Source organism: Streptomyces sp. P9-A2 (assembly GCF_036634175.1).
Lineage (GTDB): Bacteria > Actinomycetota > Actinomycetes > Streptomycetales > Streptomycetaceae > Streptomyces > Streptomyces pratens.
The window spans coordinates 5,579,335-5,599,448 of record NZ_JAZIFX010000001.1 but is presented as its reverse complement, the minus strand read 5'-3'; the positions used below and the strand labels follow the sequence as shown (position 1 = coordinate 5,599,448).

The window sequence follows — 20,114 nt, the reverse complement described above, 5'->3', positions numbered from 1 at the left end:
GGTCACCACCCGGCAGGTCCGCCGGGTGTTGGTTACAAGTCTAATGGGCGTGGATCGGGGGGCGGGACGGTGCCCCGCCCCCCGATTCGGATCACTTGAGCACGGGGCTCAGGAGACGCCCAGCTCCTTCGCGTTGTTCTTGAGGTCCTCGATGCCACCGCAGAGGAAGAACGCCTGCTCCGGGAAGTGGTCGTACTCGCCGTCACAGATCGCGTTGAACGCGGTGATCGACTCGTCCAGCGACACGTCCGAACCGTCCACGCCGGTGAACTGCTTGGCGACGTGGGTGTTCTGGGACAGGAAGCGCTCCACGCGACGGGCGCGGTGGACGGCGAGCTTGTCCTCCTCGCCGAGCTCGTCGATACCGAGGATCGCGATGATGTCCTGCAGGTCCTTGTACTTCTGCAGGATGTTCTTCACCCGCATGGCCGTGTCGTAGTGGTCCTGCGCGATGTAGCGCGGGTCCAGGATGCGGGACGTGGAGTCCAGCGGGTCCACGGCCGGGTAGATGCCCTTCTCGGAGATCGGACGGGAGAGCACCGTCGTCGCGTCGAGGTGGGCGAAGGTGGTGGCCGGCGCCGGGTCGGTCAGGTCGTCCGCGGGGACGTAGATCGCCTGCATCGAGGTGATCGAGTGACCGCGGGTCGAGGTGATGCGCTCCTGGAGGAGACCCATCTCGTCGGCCAGGTTCGGCTGGTAGCCCACCGCGGAGGGCATCCGGCCGAGCAGGGTCGACACCTCGGAACCGGCCTGCGTGAAGCGGAAGATGTTGTCGATGAAGAACAGCACGTCCTGCTTCTGGACGTCACGGAAGTACTCGGCCATGGTGAGGCCGGCCAGCGCGACGCGCAGACGGGTGCCCGGCGGCTCGTCCATCTGACCGAAGACCAGGGCGGTCTTGTCGATGACGCCCGACTCGCTCATCTCGTCGATGAGGTCGTTGCCCTCACGGGTGCGCTCACCGACACCGGCGAACACCGACACACCGTCGTGGTTGTTGGCGACGCGGTAGATCATCTCCTGGATGAGCACCGTCTTGCCGACACCGGCACCGCCGAACAGGCCGATCTTGCCACCCTTGACGTACGGGGTGAGCAGGTCGATGACCTTGACGCCGGTCTCGAACATCTCGGTCTTCGACTCGAGCTCGTCGAAGTTCGGCGCCTTGCGGTGGATCGGCCAGCGCTCGCCGTCGTAGGTCTCGTCGCTGTTCAGCACCTCACCGAGGGTGTTGAACACCTTGCCCTTGGTGAAGTCGCCGACGGGGACGGAGATGGCCGAGCCCGTGTCGGTCACCGCGGCCTGGCGGACCAGGCCGTCGGTGGGCTGCATGGAGATGGTGCGCACCAGGCCGCCGCCCAGGTGCTGGGCCACCTCGAGCGTCAGCCTCTTGAGCTCGCCCGCGTTCGCCGGGTCGGCGACCTCGACGTGCAGGGCGTTGTAGATCTCCGGCATCGCGTCGACGGGGAACTCCACGTCGACGACCGGGCCGATGACCCGGGCGACACGGCCCGTGGCCGTCGCGGTCTCAACAGTGGTGGTCATTAATTGTCACTCCCCGCGTTTGCGTCGGCGAGAGCGCCTGCGCCACCGACGATCTCGCTGATTTCCTGGGTGATTTCGGCCTGGCGGGCCGCGTTGGCAAGACGGGAGAGCGTGTCGATCAGCTCACCCGCGTTGTCGGTGGCCGACTTCATCGCGCGCCGCGTGGCGGCGTGCTTCGAAGCGGCCGACTGGAGCAGCGCGTTGTAGATGCGGCTCTCCACGTAGCGCGGCAGGAGGGCGTCGAGGACGTCCTCCGCCGAGGGCTCGAAGTCGTACAGCGGAAGGATCTCGTCCTTGGCGGACGTCTCCTCCACGACCTCTTCGAGACGGAGCGGAAGCATCCGGGAGCCGACCGCGGCCTGCGTCATCATCGAGACGAACTCGGTGTAGACGATGTGGAGTTCGTCCACACCGCCGTCCGCCGTCTCCTTCTCGATGGCCTCGATCAGCGGCGCCGCGACCTGCTTGGCGTCCGCGTACGAGGGCTCGTCGGTGAAACCGGTGAACGACTCCGCGACCGTGCGCTCGCGGAAGTTGTAGTGCGCCAGACCGCGGCGGCCGACGATGTACGTGTCGACCTCCTTGCCCTCGCGCTCGAGACGCTCGGTCAGCTGCTCCGCCGTCTTGATCGCGTTGGCGTTGAAGGCGCCGGCGAGGCCGCGGTCGCTCGTGAGGAGCAGGACCGCGACACGCGTCGGGTTCTCCGCCTCCGTCGTCAGCGGGTGCTTGGCGTCCGAACCGGTGCCGACCGCCGTGACCGCACGGGTCAGTTCTTCGGCGTACGGCGTGGAGGACCGCACCTTGCGCTGCGCCTTGACGACGCGCGAGGCGGCGATCATCTCCATCGCCTTGGTGATCTTCTTGGTCGCGGTGACGGATCGGATGCGACGCTTGTAGACCCGGAGCTGGGCTCCCATGAGTCAGGTCCCTTCCTTGAACGTCACTTGGCGGCAGCGGCCGGAGCGTCCTCGCCGAGCAGCTTGCCGTCGCCCGTCTCGAACTGCTTCTTGAAGGCCGCGACCGCGTCGCCCACGGCCTGGATGGTGTCGTCCGACATCTTGGCGCCCTCGCGGATGGAGGTCATGAGGCCCTGCTCGCTGCGGTGCAGGTACTCGTGCAGCTCCTTCTCGAAGCGGCGGATGTCGGTGACCGGCACGTCGTCCATCTTGCCGGTGGTGCCGGCCCAGACGGAGACGACCTGGTCCTCGGTGGCCATCGGCTGGTACTGGTTCTGCTTCAGCAGCTCGACCAGGCGCTGACCGCGCTCCAGCTGTGCCTTCGACGCGGCGTCCAGGTCGGAACCGAAGGCGGCGAACGCCTCCAGCTCACGGTACTGGGCGAGTTCCAGGCGCAGTCGGCCGGAGACCTGGCGCATCGCCTTGTGCTGGGCGGAACCGCCCACGCGGGAGACCGAGATACCGACGTTCAGGGCCGGACGCTGACCGGCGTTGAACAGGTCGGACTCCAGGAAGCACTGGCCGTCGGTGATGGAGATGACGTTGGTCGGGATGAACGCCGACACGTCGTTCGCCTTGGTCTCGACGATGGGCAGACCCGTCATCGAGCCGGCACCCATCTCGTCGGAGAGCTTGGCGCAACGCTCCAGCAGACGGGAGTGCAGGTAGAAGACGTCGCCCGGGTAGGCCTCGCGGCCCGGCGGGCGGCGCAGCAGCAGGGAGACGGCGCGGTAGGCGTCGGCCTGCTTCGACAGGTCGTCGAAGATGATGAGGACGTGCTTGCCGTCGTACATCCACTGCTGGCCGATGGCCGAACCGGTGTACGGCGCCAGGTACTTGAAGCCGGCCGGGTCGGACGCCGGGGAGGCGACGATGGTCGTGTACTCCAGGGCACCGTTCTCCTCCAGCGCGCGGCGGACCGACGCGATGGTGGAGCCCTTCTGGCCGATGGCGACGTAGATGCAGCGGACCTGCTTGTTCACGTCGCCCGTGCGCCAGTTGTCACGCTGGTTGATGATCGTGTCCACGGCCAGCGCGGTCTTGCCGGTGCCGCGGTCGCCGATGATCAGCTGACGCTGACCGCGGCCGACCGGGGTCATGGCGTCGACGGCCTTGTAGCCCGTCTCCATCGGCTCGTGCACCGACTTGCGGTCCATGACCGTGGGGGCCTGCAGTTCGAGGGCGCGGCGGCCCTCGGTCTCGATCTCGCCGAGGCCGTCGATCGGGTTGCCGAGCGGGTCGACCACGCGGCCGAGGTAGCCCTCGCCCACGGCGACGGACAGGACCTCGCCGGTGCGGGAGACCGGCTGGCCCTCCTCGATGCCGCTGAACTCACCGAGGACGACGGCACCGATCTCGCGCTCCTCGAGGTTGAGGGCGAGGCCGAGGGTGCCGTCCTCGAACTTCAGCAGCTCGTTGGCCATGGCCGAGGGAAGTCCCTCGATCTTGGCGATACCGTCGCCGGCGACGGTGACCGTGCCGACTTCCTCGCGCGAGGCCGCGTCCGGCTTGTACGACTGGACGAAGTTCTCCAGCGCGTCCCGGATCTCCTCCGGCCGGATCGTGAGCTCCGCCATCTGAGTTCCCTGCTCTCCTTGTTGGGCCCGAAGTTTCACTTTGGGGGGATGTGGACTCCCCCCGAAAAGAGGTGAATCCTCTGCACGGCCCAACCAGGGCCGTAGGTACGTTCTGCGTGTTCAGTTGCCGCGTCCGCCGCGTGATGCGCGGGGCCGCGTCGGCGCTAGCCCGCCAGCCGGCGGCTCGCGTCCTCCAGCCGGTCCGCGAGGGAGCCGTTGATCAGCTCGTCGCCGACCTGCACCCGCATCCCGCCGACGACCGTGGGGTCGACGTCGAGGTTGAGGTGCATGGAGCGGCCGTAGAGCTTCGCGAGGGCGGCGCCGAGGCGCTGCTTCTGCGTGTCGCTCAGCGGCACCGCGGAGGTGACGACGGCCACCATGCGGTTGCGGCGCTCGGCGGCGAGCTTGGACAGGGACTCGAGTCCCGCTTCCAGGCTACGTCCGCGGGGCGCGTTGACCAGACGCGTCACCAGACGCTCGGTGGTCGCGTTCGCCCTGCGTCCGAGCAGGCTGTGCAGCAGCTCGCTCTTGGCCGGGGCGGTGGCCTTGCGGTCGGTCAGCGCGGCGCGCAGCTCGTTGTTCGCGGAGACGATCCGGCCGAACCGGAACAGCTCGTCCTCGACGGTGTCGAGCGCGCCCGCCTTCTGCGCGGCGGTGAGGTCGGCGAGGTCGGCCAGCTCCTCGAGTGCGTCCACCAGGTCGCGGGGCTGCGACCAGCGGGAGCGCACCATGCCGGCGACCAGGTCGGCGGTGTTGCCGCTGAGCTGGGTGCCGAGCAGGCGCTGGGCCAGGTCCGCCTTGTTCTCACCGGGCTGCGCCGGGTCGGTGAGGACCCGGCGCAGCGACACCTCGCGGTGGAGCAGCGCGGTGACGGCGGCCAGCTCTTCGGCGAGCGAGCCGGCGTCCACGGACGTGGAGTCCGTCAGCGCGTCGAGACGCTCGCGTGCGGCTGCCAGGGCCTCGCGGCTCGCTCCGTTCATCGTGCGGCCTCGGCCTTCTGGTCGAGGTCGTCGAGGAAGCGGTCGATCACGCGGCTCTGCCGGGCGTGGTCCTCGAGGGACTCGCCGACGAGCTTGCCGGCCAGGTCGGTGGCGAGCTTGCCCACGTCCTGGCGCAGCACGGACGAGGCGGCCTTGCGGTCCGCCTCGATCTGTGCGTGACCTGCGGCGATGATGTCCTCGCGCTGCCGCTGGCCTTCCGCGCGCATCTCGGCGATGAGCGTGGCGCCCTGCTCCTGCGCCTCCTGGCGCAGACGCGCGGCCTCGTGCCGGGCCTCGGCGAGCTGAGCCTTGTACTGCTCAAGGACGCTCGATGCCTCGGTCTGGGCGGCCTCGGCCTTCTCGATACCGCCTTCGATGGACTCGCGGCGCTCTTCCAGAACCTTGTTGATGTTCGGGAGGAGCTTCTTGGCGAGGACGCCGAAGACGATGACGAAAGCGAGCAGGCCGATGACGAGCTCGGGGATCGGCGGGACGAGGGGGTTCTGCAGCTCCTCGGCCGCGATATGAAGCAGTGGGCTCATATCAGAGTGCCTTTCGTCTAGTGAGCCGGTCGCAGATCAGACGATCAGGTGCCGTAGACGAACGGCATGACCAGGCCGATCAGGGCGAGCGCCTCACAGAAGGCGAAGCCGAGGATCTGGTTCGAGCGGATGAGACCGGCGGCTTCGGGCTGCCGGGCGAGCGCCTCGGTGCCCTTGCCGAAGATGATGCCGACGCCGATGCCGGGGCCGAAGGCGGCGATGCCGTAACCGATGGAAGCGATCGAGCCGTGGACTTCAGCGGCCAGGGTGTAGGACATTCCGGTTCTTCCTTTTCTTCACGGGCCGGTGGGGGTGGGCCACCGGACGAATGGAGTGGTGCGGGACGCTCAGTGCTGCTCGGCGAGCGCGCCCTGGAGGTAGGTGACGGTCAGCAGGACGAAGACGTACGCCTGCAGCGCCTGGATGAAGAGCTCGAAGAGGGTCATCACCAGGACCATCACGAACGAGACGCCGGCGTAGGCGATCCCGATGCCGTTCAGCAGGTACCAGCTGGCGATGGTGAACAGCACCAGCAGGATGTGACCCGCGAACATGTTCGCGAAGAGTCGTACGGCGTGGGTGAAGGGCCGCACGAGCAGGTTCGAGAAGGCCTCGATCAGCATGACGACGGGCAACGCCGCACCGAGCGACTTGTCGTAGCCGGTGAAGTTCTTCAGGGCGCCGACGAAGCCGTGCCGCTTGAAGGTCAGCGAGACCCACATGATGTAGACAAGGAGCGCGAGCCCCAGCGGGTAGGCGAAGATCGACGTCACCGGGAGCTGGGCGAGCGGGATGATCGACCAGAGGTTCATCATCCAGACGAAGAAGAACAGTGCGACGACGAACGGGACGTACTTCTCGCCCTCGCGCTTGCCCATCGTCTCGTAGACGACGCCCCGGCGGACGAAGTCGTAGCCCGTCTCGGCGACCATCTGGAGCTTGCCGGGGACGACCTGGGGACGGCGGAACGCCGCCCAGAAGAAGCCGATGATGATGATCGAGCCGAGAAGCGCCAGCAGCATCGTTTTGTTGAAGTACACGCTGCTGTCGCCGTCGCCCCACAGGGGCTCGAACAGGAACGAGTGCAGCCCGGGAGACGGGAAGCCACAACCGTCGAAGATGTGGCAGTCGGTCTCGAAGGCGAGCACCTGTGTCGGGTCAGCACTCACCGCGGGCTCCTTCAGCGTGGCGCATGGATTCGGCAACCTCGTGGTGTCGGCGCGGCACGGAGCCGCGGTTCGGCACGGGACTGGTGTTACGGATGGGGGTGCGGCGATGGGGCATCTCGCCTCGCGATGTGACAGGCGTCAGCATGGATGCCCGCGCCCGCGATGCCGCAGTTGGCACCGGACGATAGCAGGGTCCGTCATGCGCCCTTATCCCGGCCCTACGTCTCACGACGGCCGCTCCGATGTTTCCTTCTTCTCGGCCGCGTTCCCGGTCGGCGTCGCCGGATCGGGGTCCACGTAGAAGGTCTTGGCCTTCATCGTGGCGCGTGCCTGTGCGGCGACCCAGGTCAGGGTGGAGGCGAGCAGCGAGAGGGCGAAGACCTTCGGGTGGAAGAGCGTCGTGTCCTTGAAGAGCGCGATGAAGACGAAGATCAGCAGGATCTGCGTCATGTACATCATCAGCCCCATCGCCTGGAACAGATGAGGTATCGACTTGGCGATCCACTGAAGGACGTACAGGCCCGCGCCCATGAGCAGGATCACGAGCAGCGCCCCGACGACCGCTCCGATCGCTCCCTGGCCACCTTCGACGGCAGCACCGACCGCGACCGCGACCCCACCGACGACAGCGGTGGGTACGGCGGACTGAATCAGGATCCGGACGTCGTTGGACGGCATGGCGGAACTCCGCATGTTTGGAACAGGGGGCAAAGGATGGTCGTCAGGGACGAGCGTAGTCCCCCGGATGGAGTGTGATTTCCCCCCACCGACGAACCGTCGCACTGCGGTCCTTCGGTGCTCTCCGGCGAGACTCGTGAACGGTATCACAAACTATTTGATGCAGTCTTTACCTAGCGACTCCGCATGAGGTCACACATGAGGGTGAGCCTGCCTCCCGGAAGGTGCAAGAGGTCGACTTGCCTGGTATTGGGGTGCTTCATGCCCCCAAGGGTGCCCCATCGGGGCCCCACGACTTGGCAATGCTCTAGTCGGATTCTTACCTTGACCGTGACGTGGCCGGGCCCGTGCCCTCGGCGGAAGCCGGCGGCCGCCCCCGGTCGCCCACACGTGCGCGGTGGCCCAGGGCGGTCGCGCCGTTGACGCCGGAGACCCCGGAGATCCCGGCGGTCACCGGGGTGCGGTGACCGGTCTCGGCGTGCTCGTCCGCCTCCGGCTCGGCCGTCTCGGCGGCCGTGCCCGTGGCTGCCCCCGCGGCCGCCTCGGTGACGGCCTGGGAGGGCTGTGCGGCGGTCCGGCGACGCCGCCGGTAGCGCGGCGGCACGATGTGCTGCGCCCACATCGGGGCGCGCGGGGTGAACCGGGGCAGCAGGAGCAGCAGGAGACCGAGGGCGCTCAGGATGACCACGCTCAGCACGATCCACATGGACGCCGAGTTGACCGAGTAGGCGAGCGCTCCGAATCCGATCAGCGCCGACCAGAAGTACATGATCATCACGGCCCTGCTGTGCGAGTGGCCGATCTCCAGCAGGCGGTGGTGCAGATGGCCCCGGTCCGCGGCGAACGGCGACTGGCCTCGCCAGGTGCGCCGCACGATGGCCAGGATCAGGTCGGCGGCCGGCACCGCGATGATCGTCAGCGGCAGCAGCAGCGGGATGTAGACCGGCACCGTCTGGTGCACGGCCTCCTTCTCCCCGCCCGCGTACAGGTTCAGCGCGTCCGGGTCGACCTGGCCTGTGATGGAGATCGCACCGGCGGCGAGGACCAGACCGATCAGCATGGAGCCGGAGTCGCCCATGAAGATCCGCGCGGGATGGATGTTGTGCGGCAGGAAGCCCAGGCACATGCCCATCAGGATCGCCGAGAACAGCGTCGCCGGGGCGGCCGCCTCGATGCCGTACGAGTACCAGATGCGGTACGCGTACAGGAAGAACGCCGCCCCCGCGATGCACACCATGCCGGCCGCGAGACCGTCCAGGCCGTCGACGAAGTTGACCGCGTTGATGGTGATGACGACCAGGGCGACGGTGAGCAGGGTGCCCTGCCACTGGGTGAGCGCGACCGAGCCGACGCCCGGGACGGGCAGCCACAGGATCGTCAGACCCTGCATGACCATCACACCGGCGGCGATCATCTGCCCGCCCAGCTTGATCAGGGCGTCGATCTCGAACTTGTCGTCCAGCACACCGATCAGCCAGATCAGCGCCGCCCCGGAGAGCAGCGCCCGCGGCTCGTTGGACTCGTCGAAGAGATGGCTGAGGTTGGTGAGGTGGTCGGCGACCAGCAGTCCCGCGCACAGTCCGAAGAACATGGCGATCCCGCCGAGCCGCGGAGTGGGTTCCCGGTGCACGTCACGTGCCCGGATCTCCGGCATCGCCCCCGCCACGATCGCGAATTTCCGTACCGGCCCGGTCAGCAGGTACGTCACCGCGGCCGTGATGCAGAGCGTCAGCAGGTATTCACGCACGGGCTTCCCCACAGATCTCGCCGGCCATCACAACTCCACACCCTAGCGAGGGACGCATACGGGTGAGGACTTCCGGGTAGCGATGATGGTCGCACGTGTGGCTGTGCGGAGCCCGGGCACACGGTGCGCCTGCCCCGCATCGGCACCGATACGGTACGAAACCGCGAACGGACCGGGACCTCCCGCCCCGGTCTCTGCCGATCTCCACCGGTCTCGACAAGGGATTCTCAGCCGGGATACGGATAGGGCGGAAAGGCCGCGGTCAGTTCGCGGACGTCCGCGCGGGCCCGTGCCGGATCGGTGCCGCCCCGCAGAACGCTCGCCAGCAGCCCGGCGATCAGTGTCATCTCCGGCTCCCTCATGCCCTGCGTGGTCACCGCCGCGGTGCCCAGGCGCAGTCCGCGGGCGTCGGCGTGCGGCAGGACGCAGCAGTCCAGGACCAGGCCGGCCGCCGCGAGCCGGCCGCGGGCGTCGCGTCCGGCGACGCCGAGCGGGGCGGGGTCGGCGGTGATCAGGTGGGTGTCCGTGCCGTCGGTGGTGACGACCAGTCCCTCGTCGGCCAGGCCCTTGGCGAGGACCCGCGCGTTGGCGACCACCTGGTGGGCGTACGCGGCGAAGGCCGGGGTCGCCGCCTCTCCGAAGGCGACCGCCTTGGCGGCGACGGTGTGCATCTGGGCCCCGCCCTGGGTGAAGGGGAAGACCGCGCGGTCGACCCGTCCGGCCAGTTCCGCACCGCACAGGATCATGCCGCCGCGCGGCCCGCGCAGCACCTTGTGCGTGGTCGCGCAGACGATGTCCGCGTACGGGACCGGGCTGGGGGCGGCTCCCCCGGCGACGAGGCCGATGGGGTGCGCGGCGTCCGCGATGAGGTAGGCGCCCACCTCGTCGGCGACCTCGCGGAAGAAGGCGTGGTCGACGTGGCGGGGGTAGGCGATGGAGCCGCAGACGATCGCCTTGGGGCGGTGGGTACGGGCGAGGGTACGGACCTGTGCGTGGTCGATCAGACCGGTCTCGGCGTCCACGCCGTAGCCGACGAAGTCGAACCAGCGGCCGGAGAAGTTCGCGGGCGAGCCGTGGGTGAGGTGGCCGCCGTGGGCCAGGCCGAGGGCCAGGACGGTGTCCCCGGGGCGCAGCAGGGCGGCATAGGCGGCCAGCACGGCCGACGATCCGGAGTGTGTCTGGACGTTGGCGTGGTCGGCGCCGAAGAGTGCCTTGGCCCGCTCGACGGCGAGGCATTCGGCCACGTCGACGATCTCGCAGCCGCCGTGGTGCCGGGCACCCGGGTATCCCTCGGCGTACTTGTTGGCGAGCGGTGAGCCGAGGGCGGCCAGCACCGCGGGCGAGGTGAAGTTCTCGGCGGCGATCAGCTGGAGTGTGGTCGCCTGCCGCTCACGCTCGGCGTGCAGGATCCCGGCGAGTTCGGGGTCCTGCCGACGCAGAACTCCGGACTCGCCCTCGAGGGCATGGGTGACCGTCATGATGAGCTCCCGGACGTCGGCTCTGACGTACGACCAATGTAGGCCCGCCGCCCCCACCCCGCTCGGCTGCCACACCCTCCCGGGCAGCCCTGGAGGCCATCCCGGGGGGGACAGCGTCCCCACAACCCGCACTCACGCCCGGGACGCCCCTGAGGGCTCGTACGGGGCACGCCGGCGGCCGGAGCCGGGCCGGACGGCCGGGGACCGCCCACACCGACGACCCAGCGGCCCTGAGGACCTGAGGACCTGCCCGGGGCCTGAGGACCTGCCCGGCGGGATCAGACCGGAGCGCGGGGACGGCGCAGCCCCCGGAGGCCTCCCGGGAGACAGCGTCCCCACAACCCGCACTCACGCCCGGGACGCCCCTGACGGCTCGTACGGGCCACACCGGCAACCGGAGCCGGGCCGGACGCCCGGGACCGCCCACACCGACGGCCAGAGGGCTCACACCGACGGCCGGGCGACCCTGCCCGGGGCCTGAGAGGGCCTGCCCGGCGGGATCAGACCGGAGCGCGGGGACGGAACGCGCTTCTCCATCGTGCGGCTGAACGCACCGGACCCCGCTCGTCCCCCGCTGCTCATCCCCGCTGGACGGGTGCCGCCGGCCACCCCGGCTCCGACCCCGCCGGACAGGCCCCGCGGAGCGGTCAGGCGCGGGTGGGGACGCCCGTGAGGGCGGTGACGACCGGGTCCAGGGCCTGATGTATCTCGTCGCCGATGGAGCGGAAGAACGGCAGGGGCGCCCCGTACGGGTCGTAGACCTCGTCCGCCTCGGCGGTCGGGGCCAGCAGCCACCCGCGCAGTGCGGCGGCGGCACGGACCAGGGCACGGGCGCGCATGACCAGGCCCTCGTCCAGCGGGGGCAGGGTCGCCGGGTCGATCGCGTTCACCAGGCGGGTGAACTCCTTCAGCGTGAAGGTGCGCAGGCCCGCCGAGTGGCCCATGGAGATGACCTGGGCGCGGTGGTCGCGGGTCGCGGTCAGCACCAGGTCGGCGCGGATCACGTGATCGTCCAGCAGTTCACGGCCGACGAAGCCGGAGGTGTCCGCGCCGAAGTCGGCCAGTACCGTCTCCGCGTGGGACTCCATCGGCGCGCCCTCGTGACCCCAGGTGCCCGCGCTCTCCACGATCAGCCCGCCGCCCAGGATGCCCAGCCGCTGGCTCACGAAATGCCGGGTCAGCCGCTCGGTGATGGGCGAGCGGCAGACGTTTCCGGTGCTGACGTGGAGGATGCGGAAGGTGTCGCGCGGAAAGCCGAAGGTGGTCGTCTCCTCCGCGCTGCGTTCCCCGTTGCCTATGCCACGCCCCGACTCGGGGGCCGTCAATTCGCCACCTCGAGGTCGGGTACCACTTTGCGCAGCTCCTCCGGCGAGAGGGCGCCTTCGCGCAGCAGCACGGGCACGGGGCGCGTGACGTCGACGATCGACGAGGGGACGATGCCCGGGGTGGGGCCGCCGTCGAGGTAGACGGAGACGGAGTCGCCGAGCATCTCCTGCGCCGCGTCGCAGTTCTCCGGCGCGGGGTGGCCCGTCAGGTTGGCCGAGGAGACGGCCATCGGGCCGACCTCGGTGAGCAGCTCGATGGCGACCGGGTGCAGCGGCATCCGTACGGCGACCGTGCCGCGGGTGTCGCCGAGGTCCCACTGGAGGGACGGCTGGTGCCGGGCGACCAGGGTCAGCGCGCCCGGCCAGAACGCGTCGACCAGTTCCCAGGCCTGCTCGGAGAAGTCCGTGACGAGGCCGTGCAGGGTGTTCGGGGAGCCGATGAGCACGGGAGTGGGCATGCCGCGGCCGCGCCCCTTGGCCTCCAGGAGGTCGGCGACGGCCTCGCCGGTGAACGCGTCGGCGCCGATGCCGTAGACGGTGTCCGTCGGCAGCACCACGAGTTCGCCACGGCGGACGGCGGACGCGGCTTCACGCAGACCGGTCGCGCGATCGGTCGCGTCGTTGGTGTCGTATCGCCGAGCCATCTGGCGGGCCTCCTCGTGCACATGCGGCTGGGGTGGTCGAAGTCTGGCCGACGCTCACGGCACCGCCTTGCGGGCGGTGGCGAACCGGGGCCGGTTGTTCAGGTCGGGGTGGTCGGCGGCGTCGGTCCAGCCGCGGTCCTCGGCGAAGATCCACGGCACCTGGCCGCCCTGGGTGTCGGCGTGCTCGACGACGACCACACCGCCGGGGCGCAGCAGGCGGTGTGCGGTGCGTTCCAGGCCCCGGATGAGCTGGAGGCCGTCCTCGCCGGAGAACAGGGCCAGCTCGGGGTCGTGGTCGCGCGCCTCGGGGGCGACGTACTCCCATTCGGTGAGCGGGATGTACGGCGGGTTGGAGATCACCAGGTCGACCTGGCCGTCGAGGTCCGGGAAGGCCGTCAGGGCGTCACCCTGGCGCAGCTCGACGCGTGAGCCCTCCATGTTCTTGCGGGTCCACACGAGGGCGTCCTCGGACAGCTCCACGGCGTGCACGCGCGAGCGCGGCACCTCCTGCGCGAGGGCGAGCGCGATGGCGCCCGAGCCGGTGCACAGGTCGACGACGCACGGCTCGACGACGTCCATGGCCCGTACCGCGTCTATGGCCCAGCCGACGACCGACTCGGTCTCCGGGCGCGGCACGAACACCCCGGGTCCCACCTGGAGTTCGAGGTAGCGGAAGTAGGCGTGCCCGGTGATGTGCTGGAGCGGTTCGCGTGCCTCGCGGCGGGCGACGACCTCCCAGTAGCGGGCGTCGAAGTCGGTGTCCCGCACCGTGTGCAGTGCGCCGCGCTTGACGCCGTGCACGAACGCGGCGAGTTCCTCCGCGTCGGTGCGCGGCGAGGGCACACCGGCGTCGGCGAGCCGCTGGGTGGCCTGGGCCACCTCCGCGAGCAGCACGCTGCGGGGGCTCGGGGGTCGCCCCCCACTATGTTGCTGCACGCTCATCCTCCGGAAGTTCTCGTACGGCCGGTGCGGCGGCCCGGTGTTCGGGTCCGGTACCCAGGCCCTGCGGGCCCGGGCCGGGGTCATGCTGCGGCGAGTTTGGCGGCCGAGTCCGCGTCGACACAGGCCTGGATCATCGCGTCCAGGTCGCCGTCCAGGACCTGGTCCAGGTTGTACGCCTTGAACCCGACGCGGTGGTCCGAGATGCGGTTCTCCGGGAAGTTGTAGGTGCGGATCTTCTCGGAGCGGTCGACGGTGCGGACCTGGCTGCGCCGGACGTCCGCGGCCTCCCTCTCCGCCTCTTCCTGCGCCGCAGCGAGCAGCCTGGAGCGCAGGATACGCAGCGCCTGCTCCTTGTTCTGCAGCTGGCTCTTCTCGTTCTGGCAGGAGGCGACGACTCCGGTCGGGAGGTGCGTGATGCGCACGGCGGAGTCGGTGGTGTTGACGGACTGCCCGCCGGGGCCGGAGGAGCGGTAGACGTCGATCCGCAGGTCGTTCGGGTTGATCTCGACGTCGACCTCCTCCGCCTCGGGCGTCACCAGGACACCCGCCGCGGAGGTGTGGATACGGCCCTGCGACTCGGTGGTCGGCACCCGCTGCACGCGGTGCACCCCGCCCTCGTACTTCAGCCGGGCCCACACGCCCTGGCCGGGCTCGGTGGCGCCCTGGCCGCCCTTGGTCTTCACGGCGACCTGGACGTCCTTGTAGCCGCCCAGCTCGGACTCGGTGGCGTCGATGATCTCGGTCTTCCAGCCCACGCGCTCGGCGTACCGCAGGTACATGCGCAGCAGGTCGCCGGCGAACAGGGCGGACTCGTCGCCGCCCGCACCCGCCTTGACCTCGAGGATGACGTCCTTGTCGTCGTTGGGGTCGCGCGGGACCAGCAGCAGGCGGAGCTTGCCGGTGAGCTCCTCGCGCTGCTTCTCCAGGTCCTTGAGCTCGGCGGCGAAGTCCGGGTCGTCGGCGGCCAGTTCACGCGCGGCCTCGATGTCGTCACCCGTCCGCTTGTAGGAGCGGTACGTGGTGACGATCGGGGTGAGTTCCGCGTACCGCTTGTTCAGCCTGCGCGCGTTGGCCTGGTCGGCGTGAACCGACGGGTCGGCGAGCTTCGTCTCCAGGTCGGCGTGCTCGGTGACGAGTTCCTCGACGGCCTCGAACATCTTGGGCTCCTGCTCCTGCGGGGAAAGGGGAAGTCGTGCGACCAAAAACGCCGGTCCCGGCGCGCACCCCTCTCACCTGCGTGGGGAGAGGTCGCGGCCGTGGACCGGCGAAAGGGAGCTCGCTACTTCTTGGAGCCGGGAGCCTTGCCGAAGCGGGCCTCGAAGCGGGCCACACGGCCACCGGTGTCGAGGATCTTCTGCTTGCCCGTGTAGAACGGGTGGCACTCGGAGCAGACCTCGGCCCGGACGGTGCCGGACTCGATGGTGCTGCGGGTGGTGAACGACGCGCCGCAGGTGCAGCTGACCTGCGTCTCGACGTACGCGGGGTGGATGTCGCGCTTCAAGGTGTCTCCTAGGTTCGGGAGGGCGCCGGGTCGCAGCCGCGGGATGCGGGAGCGTGAACCGGAGCCGACGTACCAGTCTGCCAGGACTGGCGCCATCCCCAAAACCGAGGGCCGCCGTCTTTTGTTCCCGGGCGGTGACGGCGGCTCTCCGAGGGGGCGGCGGGGGTGTACGGGGAAGCGGCCGGGGAGCAGTCTTCGGGAGGGCGCCCACAGGATGCTCACAGGGTGCTGACGACGTCCTTGGCCTCGCCGGTGGCCGTGCGGTCCGCGGCCGCACCCGGGATCGGCTCGTCGTTCCTCAGGGCGTCCCAGACCAGCCGCGCCTTCTCCGTCTCGGGAACGACGCGGTTGGGGTCGGCGGGGTCGTACCGCACCGGCATGGTCACCATGTGCAGGCCGGCGGGGCCGATGTCCCTCAGGCCGCCCGCGAAGGCCATCAGGGAGTTCACCGAGCCCAGGCCGGAGTCGGTGGTGAGGGCCCTGGTGGCCGTGTCGGTGATGTCGTAGAGCTTCTTGGGGTCGGTGAGGAGGCCGATGTCGCCCACCTGCTGGACCAGGGCCCTGACGAAGGCCTGCTGGAGCCGGATGCGGCCGAGGTCGGAGCCGTCGCCGATGCCGTGCCGGGTACGGACCAGGCCGAGGGCCTGCGCGCCGTCGAGCCGATGGGTTCCGGCGGCGAGTTCCAGGTGGCTGTCGGGGTCGTCGATGTCCTCGGTGGTGGTGATCTCGACGCCGCCCAGCTCGTCGACGAGCTCCCGGAAGCCGCTGAAGTCGACCTCCAGGTAGTGGTCCATGCGCAGGCCGGTCATCGACTCGACGGTCTTCACGGCGCAGGCGGCCCCGCCCGTGGTGTACGCGGAGTTGAACATCACGCCGTTCGCGGCGGGGCGGGTGCCGCCCTCGGTGCCGGTGCATCGGGGGCGGTCGACGAGGGTGTCACGCGGGACGGACACCACGGAGGCCTCGTCCCGTCCCTCGTGGACGTGCACGATCATCGCGGTGTCGGAGCGGGCCGTGCCGTCGTCGGTGCCGCCGCCGAGCTCCCTGTTGCCGCCGGAGCGGGTGTCGGAGCCGAGCACGAGGATGTTCTCGGAGCCGTCGTCGGCCTTCCCGGGCCGGTCGGAGCCGAGTATCCGGTCGATGTCGACGCTCCTGAGGTTGCCGTTGAACGTGACGTACACGTATCCGAGGCCGGCACCGCCGAGGACGACGAGGGCGGCCGCGGTCCAGGCCACGGCCTTCATGCCCCGCCGCCACCTCCGACGGCCGTCCCCGGCCGGGGGACGGTCGGTCCGGCGTGTGCTCTCGGCAGACATAGGCCTCACAGCTCCCGTCCGTCCGGGTACCCCTCCGGCCGTATCGGAACCACGACCGGAACCATGCCCGAAGCCGCGTCCGGAACCACGCCCCGCACCACAAGGGCCGCTCCCCGGATGTCCGGGAAGCGGCCCTTGTGGTGAGACAGGCGGGACGAACGTCAGTCGCCGTTGCCCGGCGTCGGCGACGTCTTCTGGATCTGCAGCAGGAACTCGGCGTTCGACTGCGTCTTCTTCATCTTGTCGAGAAGCAGCTCGATCGCCTGCTGCGAGTCGAGCGCGTGCAGCACCCGGCGGAGCTTCCAGGTGATGGCCAGCTCGTCGCTGCCGAGCAGGATCTCCTCCTTGCGGGTGCCGGACGCGTCGACGTCCACCGCGGGGAAGATGCGCTTGTCGGCGAGCTTCCGGTCGAGCTTGAGCTCCATGTTGCCGGTGCCCTTGAACTCCTCGAAGATCACCTCGTCCATGCGGGACCCGGTGTCCACCAGGGCGGTGGCGAGGATGGTCAGCGAACCGCCGTCCTCGATGTTGCGGGCCGCACCGAAGAAGCGCTTCGGCGGGTACAGCGCCGTCGAGTCGACACCACCGGACAGGATGCGGCCGGAGGCCGGGGCGGCGAGGTTGTACGCACGGCCCAGACGCGTGATCGAGTCGAGCAGCACGACGACGTCGTGGCCCAGCTCCACCAGGCGCTTGGCACGCTCGATGGCGAGCTCGGCGACCGTGGTGTGGTCCTCGGCCGGGCGGTCGAAGGTCGAGGAGATGACCTCGCCCTTCACCGACCGCTGCATGTCGGTGACCTCTTCCGGACGCTCGTCGACGAGGACGACCATCAGGTGGCACTCGGGGTTGTTGTGCGTGATCGCGTTGGCGACCGCCTGCATGATCATGGTCTTGCCGGTCTTCGGCGGGGCCACGATCAGACCGCGCTGTCCCTTGCCGATCGGCGACACGAGGTCGATGATCCGCGTGGTGAGGACACCGGGGTCGGTCTCCAGACGGAGGCGGTCCTGCGGGTACAGCGGGGTGAGCTTGTTGAACTCCGGGCGGCCGCGGCCGTGTTCGGGCGCCATGCCGTTGACGGAGTCGAGGCGGACCAGCGCGTTGAACTTCTCGCGCCGCTCGCCGTCCTTCGGCTGGCGCACCGCACCGGTGAGGTGATCGCCCTTGCGCAGGCCGCTCTTGCGGACCTGGGCGAGGGAGACGTACACGTCGTTCGGGCCGGGCAGGTAGCCGGAGGTCCGGATGAACGCGTAGTTGTCGAGGATGTCGAGGATGCCCGCGACCGGGATCAGGACGTCGTCCTCGGTGATCTGCGGCTCGGAGGCCATGTCGTCGCGGCCTCGGCGGCCGCGACGGTCGCGGTAGCGGCCGCGCCGGCCGCGACGGCCGCTTCCGTCGTCGTCGTAGCCGTCGTCCTGCTGACGGCCGCCGCCCTGCTGCTGGCTCTGCGGACGGCCCTGGCCGCCGCTCTGCTGCTGGCTCTGGCCGCCGCTCTGGCCGCCGCTCTGGTGCTGGTTCTGCTGCTGGTCGTCGCCCTTGCCGCGACGGTCCCCGCGGTCGCTCCGATCGCCGCGGTCACCACGGTCGTTGCGGTCCCCGCGGTCACTACGGTCGTTGCGGTCACGGCCGCGGTCACGGCGGTCGCGGCGGCGGCCGTCACCGCCGTCGTTGTCGGACCTGGCGTCGCCCTGCGCCGGGGACTGCTGCGACTGCGCCTGGCCCTCGGCCTTCGCGTCGCTCTTCGCCTCGACGGGGGCCTGCTCGGCCGCGGCGACCGGAGCGCCCGCGTCCGCGGTGACTCGGCGGCGACGCGCGGCGGGGGCCTGCTCGGCCGGAGCCTGCTCGGCGGGGGCCTGTTCGGCCGGGGCGGAGGCCTTCGGGGAGGGCTGGCCGGGAATGTCGATCTGCTGCTGGGCGGTGGCCTGTTCGGCGGGAGCCTCGACGGCGGACTTCTTCTCGGCGGTGTCACCCGTACGGGTCCGGGAGGTGGCGCGACGCTTGGGCTTGCTCTCCGCCGCCTCGGCCGGGGCCTCGCTCTTCGGCGCGGCGGAGCCGCCCGAGGCCTGGGCCTCCTTGATGACCTCGATCAGCTGGCTCTTACGCATACGCGCGGTGCCCCTGATGCCGAGGCCGGATGCGACCTGCTGCAGCTCGGCCAGCACCATGCCCTCGAGGCCGGTGCCCCGGCGCCGCCGGGAGCCGGCACCGCTGGCAGGCGCGGAGGCGTCCGTGGCGGGCGCGGCAGCGGTCTCCTCGACACGTGCGCCCATCAGATCGGTGGTGTCGCTCACGAAGGGTCCTTCCCTGGAGCGGACGTCGGCCTGTCTGGCTCGGCGACCGGTTGTGCTGTCCGGCTTCGGTTCTTGCTGTGCGAACCGTGCCGGGACGGTGGTCCGCCTGAACGGCGGAAGGGATATCTGGTGATGGCGCTTCCCCAAGCCGTGGCATCCAGTGTCACGTGGCGTGGTCGCACCGGTTCCGGAGCCTGCCCGGCGGGCCGTTCAGTGTCCGCGTGCGACGTACTACTCGCATACGAAGCAGAGAACACAGTTGGGCTTGGGGAGCTCCCGGAAGAATGTCTGTCCCGAGCGGGGACACGAGGCACCTCGCCATGGTGGGGTCGGGTGCAGACTTGAGGTTAACACTACCGGATCCAACAAACATTCCCCCTCTCCTTATCCGGCAACCGTGTGTCAGGTGGCGAGCGGAAGCACGCTCGCTCCCTGCAGATCGAGGCTGAGCCGGTTGGCGGCCCAGTCGTTGCCGGCCAGCGCTTCGACCTTGTCGGCGGTGTCCGCGTCGGCCAGTGCCATGACGGTGGGTCCGGCGCCGGAGATCACCGCGGGGACGCCGTCCGCGCGCAGTCGCTCGACCAGCGCCGCGCTCTCGGGCATGGCGGGGGCGCGGTAATCCTGGTGCAGACGGTCCTCGGTGGCGGGCAGCAGCAGCTCGGGACGCCTGGTCAGAGCCTCTACGAGCAGGGCGGCACGACCCGCGTTGGCGGCGGCGTCGACATGCGGCACGGTGCGCGGCAGCAGACCGCGCGCGGTCTCGGTGAGGACGGGTTTCCCGGGGACGAACACCACCGGCACGACGGACTCGGCGGGCTCCATCCTGATCGCGCGGGCCGCGCCGCTCTCCATCCAGGAGAGGGTGAAGCCGCCCAGCAGACAGGCTGCGACGTTGTCGGGGTGGCCCTCGATCTCGGTGGCGAGTTCGAGCAGCGCGGTGTCGTCGAGCCTGGCCTCGGCGCCTATGGTCACGGCGCGGGCGGCGACGATTCCGGCGCAGATGGCGGCGGAGGAGGAGCCCAGGCCCCGGCCGTGCGGAATGCGGTTGGCGCAGACGATCTCCAGGCCGCGCGGCTGTCCGCCGAGCAGGTCGAAGGTGGTGCGCAGGGAGCGTACGAGCAGATGGTTCTCGTCACGGGGGAGGGTTTCACCGCCCTCGCCGGCGATGTCGATGTGCAGCCCGGTGTCGGCCACCCGGACGACGACGTCGTCGTACAGGCCCAGCGCGAGGCCGAGGGCGTCGAAGCCCGGACCGAGATTGGCGCTGGTGGCGGGGACGCGCACCCGGACGGCGGCAGCGCGGAAAGCGGGACCGGCCATCGCTCGATGACTCTCCTTGAGCTGAGGACTGTGACGGTGACTGTCGAAAGACTGCCGAAGACTGTCAAATGACATTCGATGACGTGCAAAACCCCTGGGA

18 protein-coding genes are annotated in these 20,114 nt (G+C 69.9%); all 18 read right to left on the bottom strand.

Annotation, left to right across the window (positions count from 1 at the left end):
* Positions 1-108: 108 nt before the first annotated feature.
* On the bottom strand, positions 109-1,545 hold the full coding sequence (atpD, locus tag V4Y04_RS25605) for a F0F1 ATP synthase subunit beta (RefSeq protein WP_332430667.1): 1,437 nt from the start codon (positions 1,543-1,545) through the stop codon (positions 109-111).
* A complete protein-coding gene (locus tag V4Y04_RS25600; RefSeq protein ID WP_332430666.1) occupies positions 1,545-2,462 on the bottom strand; it encodes a F0F1 ATP synthase subunit gamma in 918 nt (305 codons plus the stop codon). Before V4Y04_RS25600 ends, atpD begins: the two co-directional genes overlap by 1 nt.
* 23 nt (positions 2,463-2,485) lie before the next feature.
* Complete coding sequence (gene atpA / locus V4Y04_RS25595; RefSeq protein WP_332430665.1) at positions 2,486-4,078, bottom strand: F0F1 ATP synthase subunit alpha; 1,593 nt, start codon at positions 4,076-4,078, stop codon at positions 2,486-2,488.
* Positions 4,079-4,242: 164 nt separating this feature from the next.
* Positions 4,243-5,058 (bottom strand): F0F1 ATP synthase subunit delta, encoded by an 816-nt coding sequence (locus tag V4Y04_RS25590; RefSeq protein ID WP_332430664.1) that lies wholly within the window; start codon positions 5,056-5,058, stop codon positions 4,243-4,245.
* On the bottom strand, positions 5,055-5,600 hold the full coding sequence (locus V4Y04_RS25585) for a F0F1 ATP synthase subunit B (protein ID WP_332430663.1): 546 nt from the start codon (positions 5,598-5,600) through the stop codon (positions 5,055-5,057). Before V4Y04_RS25585 ends, V4Y04_RS25590 begins: the two co-directional genes overlap by 4 nt.
* Before the next feature lie 44 nt (positions 5,601-5,644).
* Positions 5,645-5,878 carry an ATP synthase F0 subunit C gene (atpE, locus tag V4Y04_RS25580; protein ID WP_332430662.1) on the bottom strand — a complete coding sequence of 78 codons (234 nt, stop codon included), beginning with the start codon at positions 5,876-5,878 and terminating at the stop codon, positions 5,645-5,647.
* A gap of 69 nt (positions 5,879-5,947) precedes the next feature.
* Positions 5,948-6,769 carry a F0F1 ATP synthase subunit A gene (gene atpB, locus V4Y04_RS25575; RefSeq protein WP_332430661.1) on the bottom strand — a complete coding sequence of 274 codons (822 nt, stop codon included), beginning with the start codon at positions 6,767-6,769 and terminating at the stop codon, positions 5,948-5,950.
* Between the two features lie 225 nt (positions 6,770-6,994).
* Positions 6,995-7,447 carry a hypothetical protein gene (locus V4Y04_RS25570; RefSeq protein WP_332430660.1) on the bottom strand — a complete coding sequence of 151 codons (453 nt, stop codon included), beginning with the start codon at positions 7,445-7,447 and terminating at the stop codon, positions 6,995-6,997.
* A 319-nt stretch (positions 7,448-7,766) separates the two neighbouring features.
* Positions 7,767-9,194, bottom strand: a complete 1,428-nt coding sequence (locus tag V4Y04_RS25565) for an MraY family glycosyltransferase (RefSeq protein ID WP_332430659.1) — start codon at positions 9,192-9,194, stop codon at positions 7,767-7,769.
* Positions 9,195-9,421: 227 nt separating this feature from the next.
* Positions 9,422-10,672 (bottom strand): serine hydroxymethyltransferase, encoded by a 1,251-nt coding sequence (gene glyA, locus V4Y04_RS25560; protein WP_332430658.1) that lies wholly within the window; start codon positions 10,670-10,672, stop codon positions 9,422-9,424.
* A gap of 647 nt (positions 10,673-11,319) precedes the next feature.
* Positions 11,320-11,997 carry an arsenate reductase/protein-tyrosine-phosphatase family protein gene (locus V4Y04_RS25555; RefSeq protein WP_332430657.1) on the bottom strand — a complete coding sequence of 226 codons (678 nt, stop codon included), beginning with the start codon at positions 11,995-11,997 and terminating at the stop codon, positions 11,320-11,322.
* Positions 11,994-12,641, bottom strand: a complete 648-nt coding sequence (locus tag V4Y04_RS25550) for an L-threonylcarbamoyladenylate synthase (protein ID WP_332430656.1) — start codon at positions 12,639-12,641, stop codon at positions 11,994-11,996. The genes V4Y04_RS25555 and V4Y04_RS25550 overlap by 4 nt, the downstream gene beginning before the upstream one ends.
* A gap of 54 nt (positions 12,642-12,695) precedes the next feature.
* Positions 12,696-13,583, bottom strand: coding sequence for a peptide chain release factor N(5)-glutamine methyltransferase (prmC, locus tag V4Y04_RS25545; RefSeq protein ID WP_332430655.1), 888 nt, complete (start codon positions 13,581-13,583; stop codon positions 12,696-12,698).
* Positions 13,584-13,663: 80 nt separating this feature from the next.
* Entirely contained in the window at positions 13,664-14,740 is a 1,077-nt protein-coding gene (prfA, locus tag V4Y04_RS25540; RefSeq protein WP_332430654.1) for a peptide chain release factor 1, read from the bottom strand.
* A gap of 122 nt (positions 14,741-14,862) precedes the next feature.
* A complete protein-coding gene (rpmE, locus tag V4Y04_RS25535) occupies positions 14,863-15,084 on the bottom strand; it encodes a 50S ribosomal protein L31 (protein WP_332430653.1) in 222 nt (73 codons plus the stop codon).
* Positions 15,085-15,302: 218 nt separating this feature from the next.
* Positions 15,303-16,400 carry an LCP family protein gene (locus V4Y04_RS25530; protein ID WP_443080079.1) on the bottom strand — a complete coding sequence of 366 codons (1,098 nt, stop codon included), beginning with the start codon at positions 16,398-16,400 and terminating at the stop codon, positions 15,303-15,305.
* 161 nt (positions 16,401-16,561) lie between these two features.
* Complete coding sequence (gene rho, locus V4Y04_RS25525) at positions 16,562-18,694, bottom strand: transcription termination factor Rho (protein WP_332430651.1); 2,133 nt, start codon at positions 18,692-18,694, stop codon at positions 16,562-16,564.
* A 402-nt stretch (positions 18,695-19,096) separates the two neighbouring features.
* Positions 19,097-20,014, bottom strand: a complete 918-nt coding sequence (gene thrB, locus V4Y04_RS25520; RefSeq protein ID WP_332430650.1) for a homoserine kinase — start codon at positions 20,012-20,014, stop codon at positions 19,097-19,099.
* Positions 20,015-20,114 lie beyond the last annotated feature (100 nt).

Coding starts and splice junctions, on each gene's coding strand:
- atpD (WP_332430667.1), bottom strand. CDS start 1,545: ATGACCACCACTGTTGAGACCGCGACGGCCACGGGCCGTGTCGCCCGG.
- V4Y04_RS25600 (WP_332430666.1), bottom strand. CDS start 2,462: ATGGGAGCCCAGCTCCGGGTCTACAAGCGTCGCATCCGATCCGTCACC.
- atpA (WP_332430665.1), bottom strand. CDS start 4,078: ATGGCGGAGCTCACGATCCGGCCGGAGGAGATCCGGGACGCGCTGGAG.
- V4Y04_RS25590 (WP_332430664.1), bottom strand. CDS start 5,058: ATGAACGGAGCGAGCCGCGAGGCCCTGGCAGCCGCACGCGAGCGTCTC.
- V4Y04_RS25585 (WP_332430663.1), bottom strand. CDS start 5,600: ATGAGCCCACTGCTTCATATCGCGGCCGAGGAGCTGCAGAACCCCCTC.
- atpE (WP_332430662.1), bottom strand. CDS start 5,878: ATGTCCTACACCCTGGCCGCTGAAGTCCACGGCTCGATCGCTTCCATC.
- V4Y04_RS25570 (WP_332430660.1), bottom strand. CDS start 7,447: ATGCCGTCCAACGACGTCCGGATCCTGATTCAGTCCGCCGTACCCACC.
- glyA (WP_332430658.1), bottom strand. CDS start 10,672: ATGACGGTCACCCATGCCCTCGAGGGCGAGTCCGGAGTTCTGCGTCGG.
- V4Y04_RS25550 (WP_332430656.1), bottom strand. CDS start 12,641: ATGGCTCGGCGATACGACACCAACGACGCGACCGATCGCGCGACCGGT.
- prmC (WP_332430655.1), bottom strand. CDS start 13,583: ATGAGCGTGCAGCAACATAGTGGGGGGCGACCCCCGAGCCCCCGCAGC.
- prfA (WP_332430654.1), bottom strand. CDS start 14,740: ATGTTCGAGGCCGTCGAGGAACTCGTCACCGAGCACGCCGACCTGGAG.
- V4Y04_RS25530 (WP_443080079.1), bottom strand. CDS start 16,400: ATGTCTGCCGAGAGCACACGCCGGACCGACCGTCCCCCGGCCGGGGAC.
- thrB (WP_332430650.1), bottom strand. CDS start 20,014: ATGGCCGGTCCCGCTTTCCGCGCTGCCGCCGTCCGGGTGCGCGTCCCC.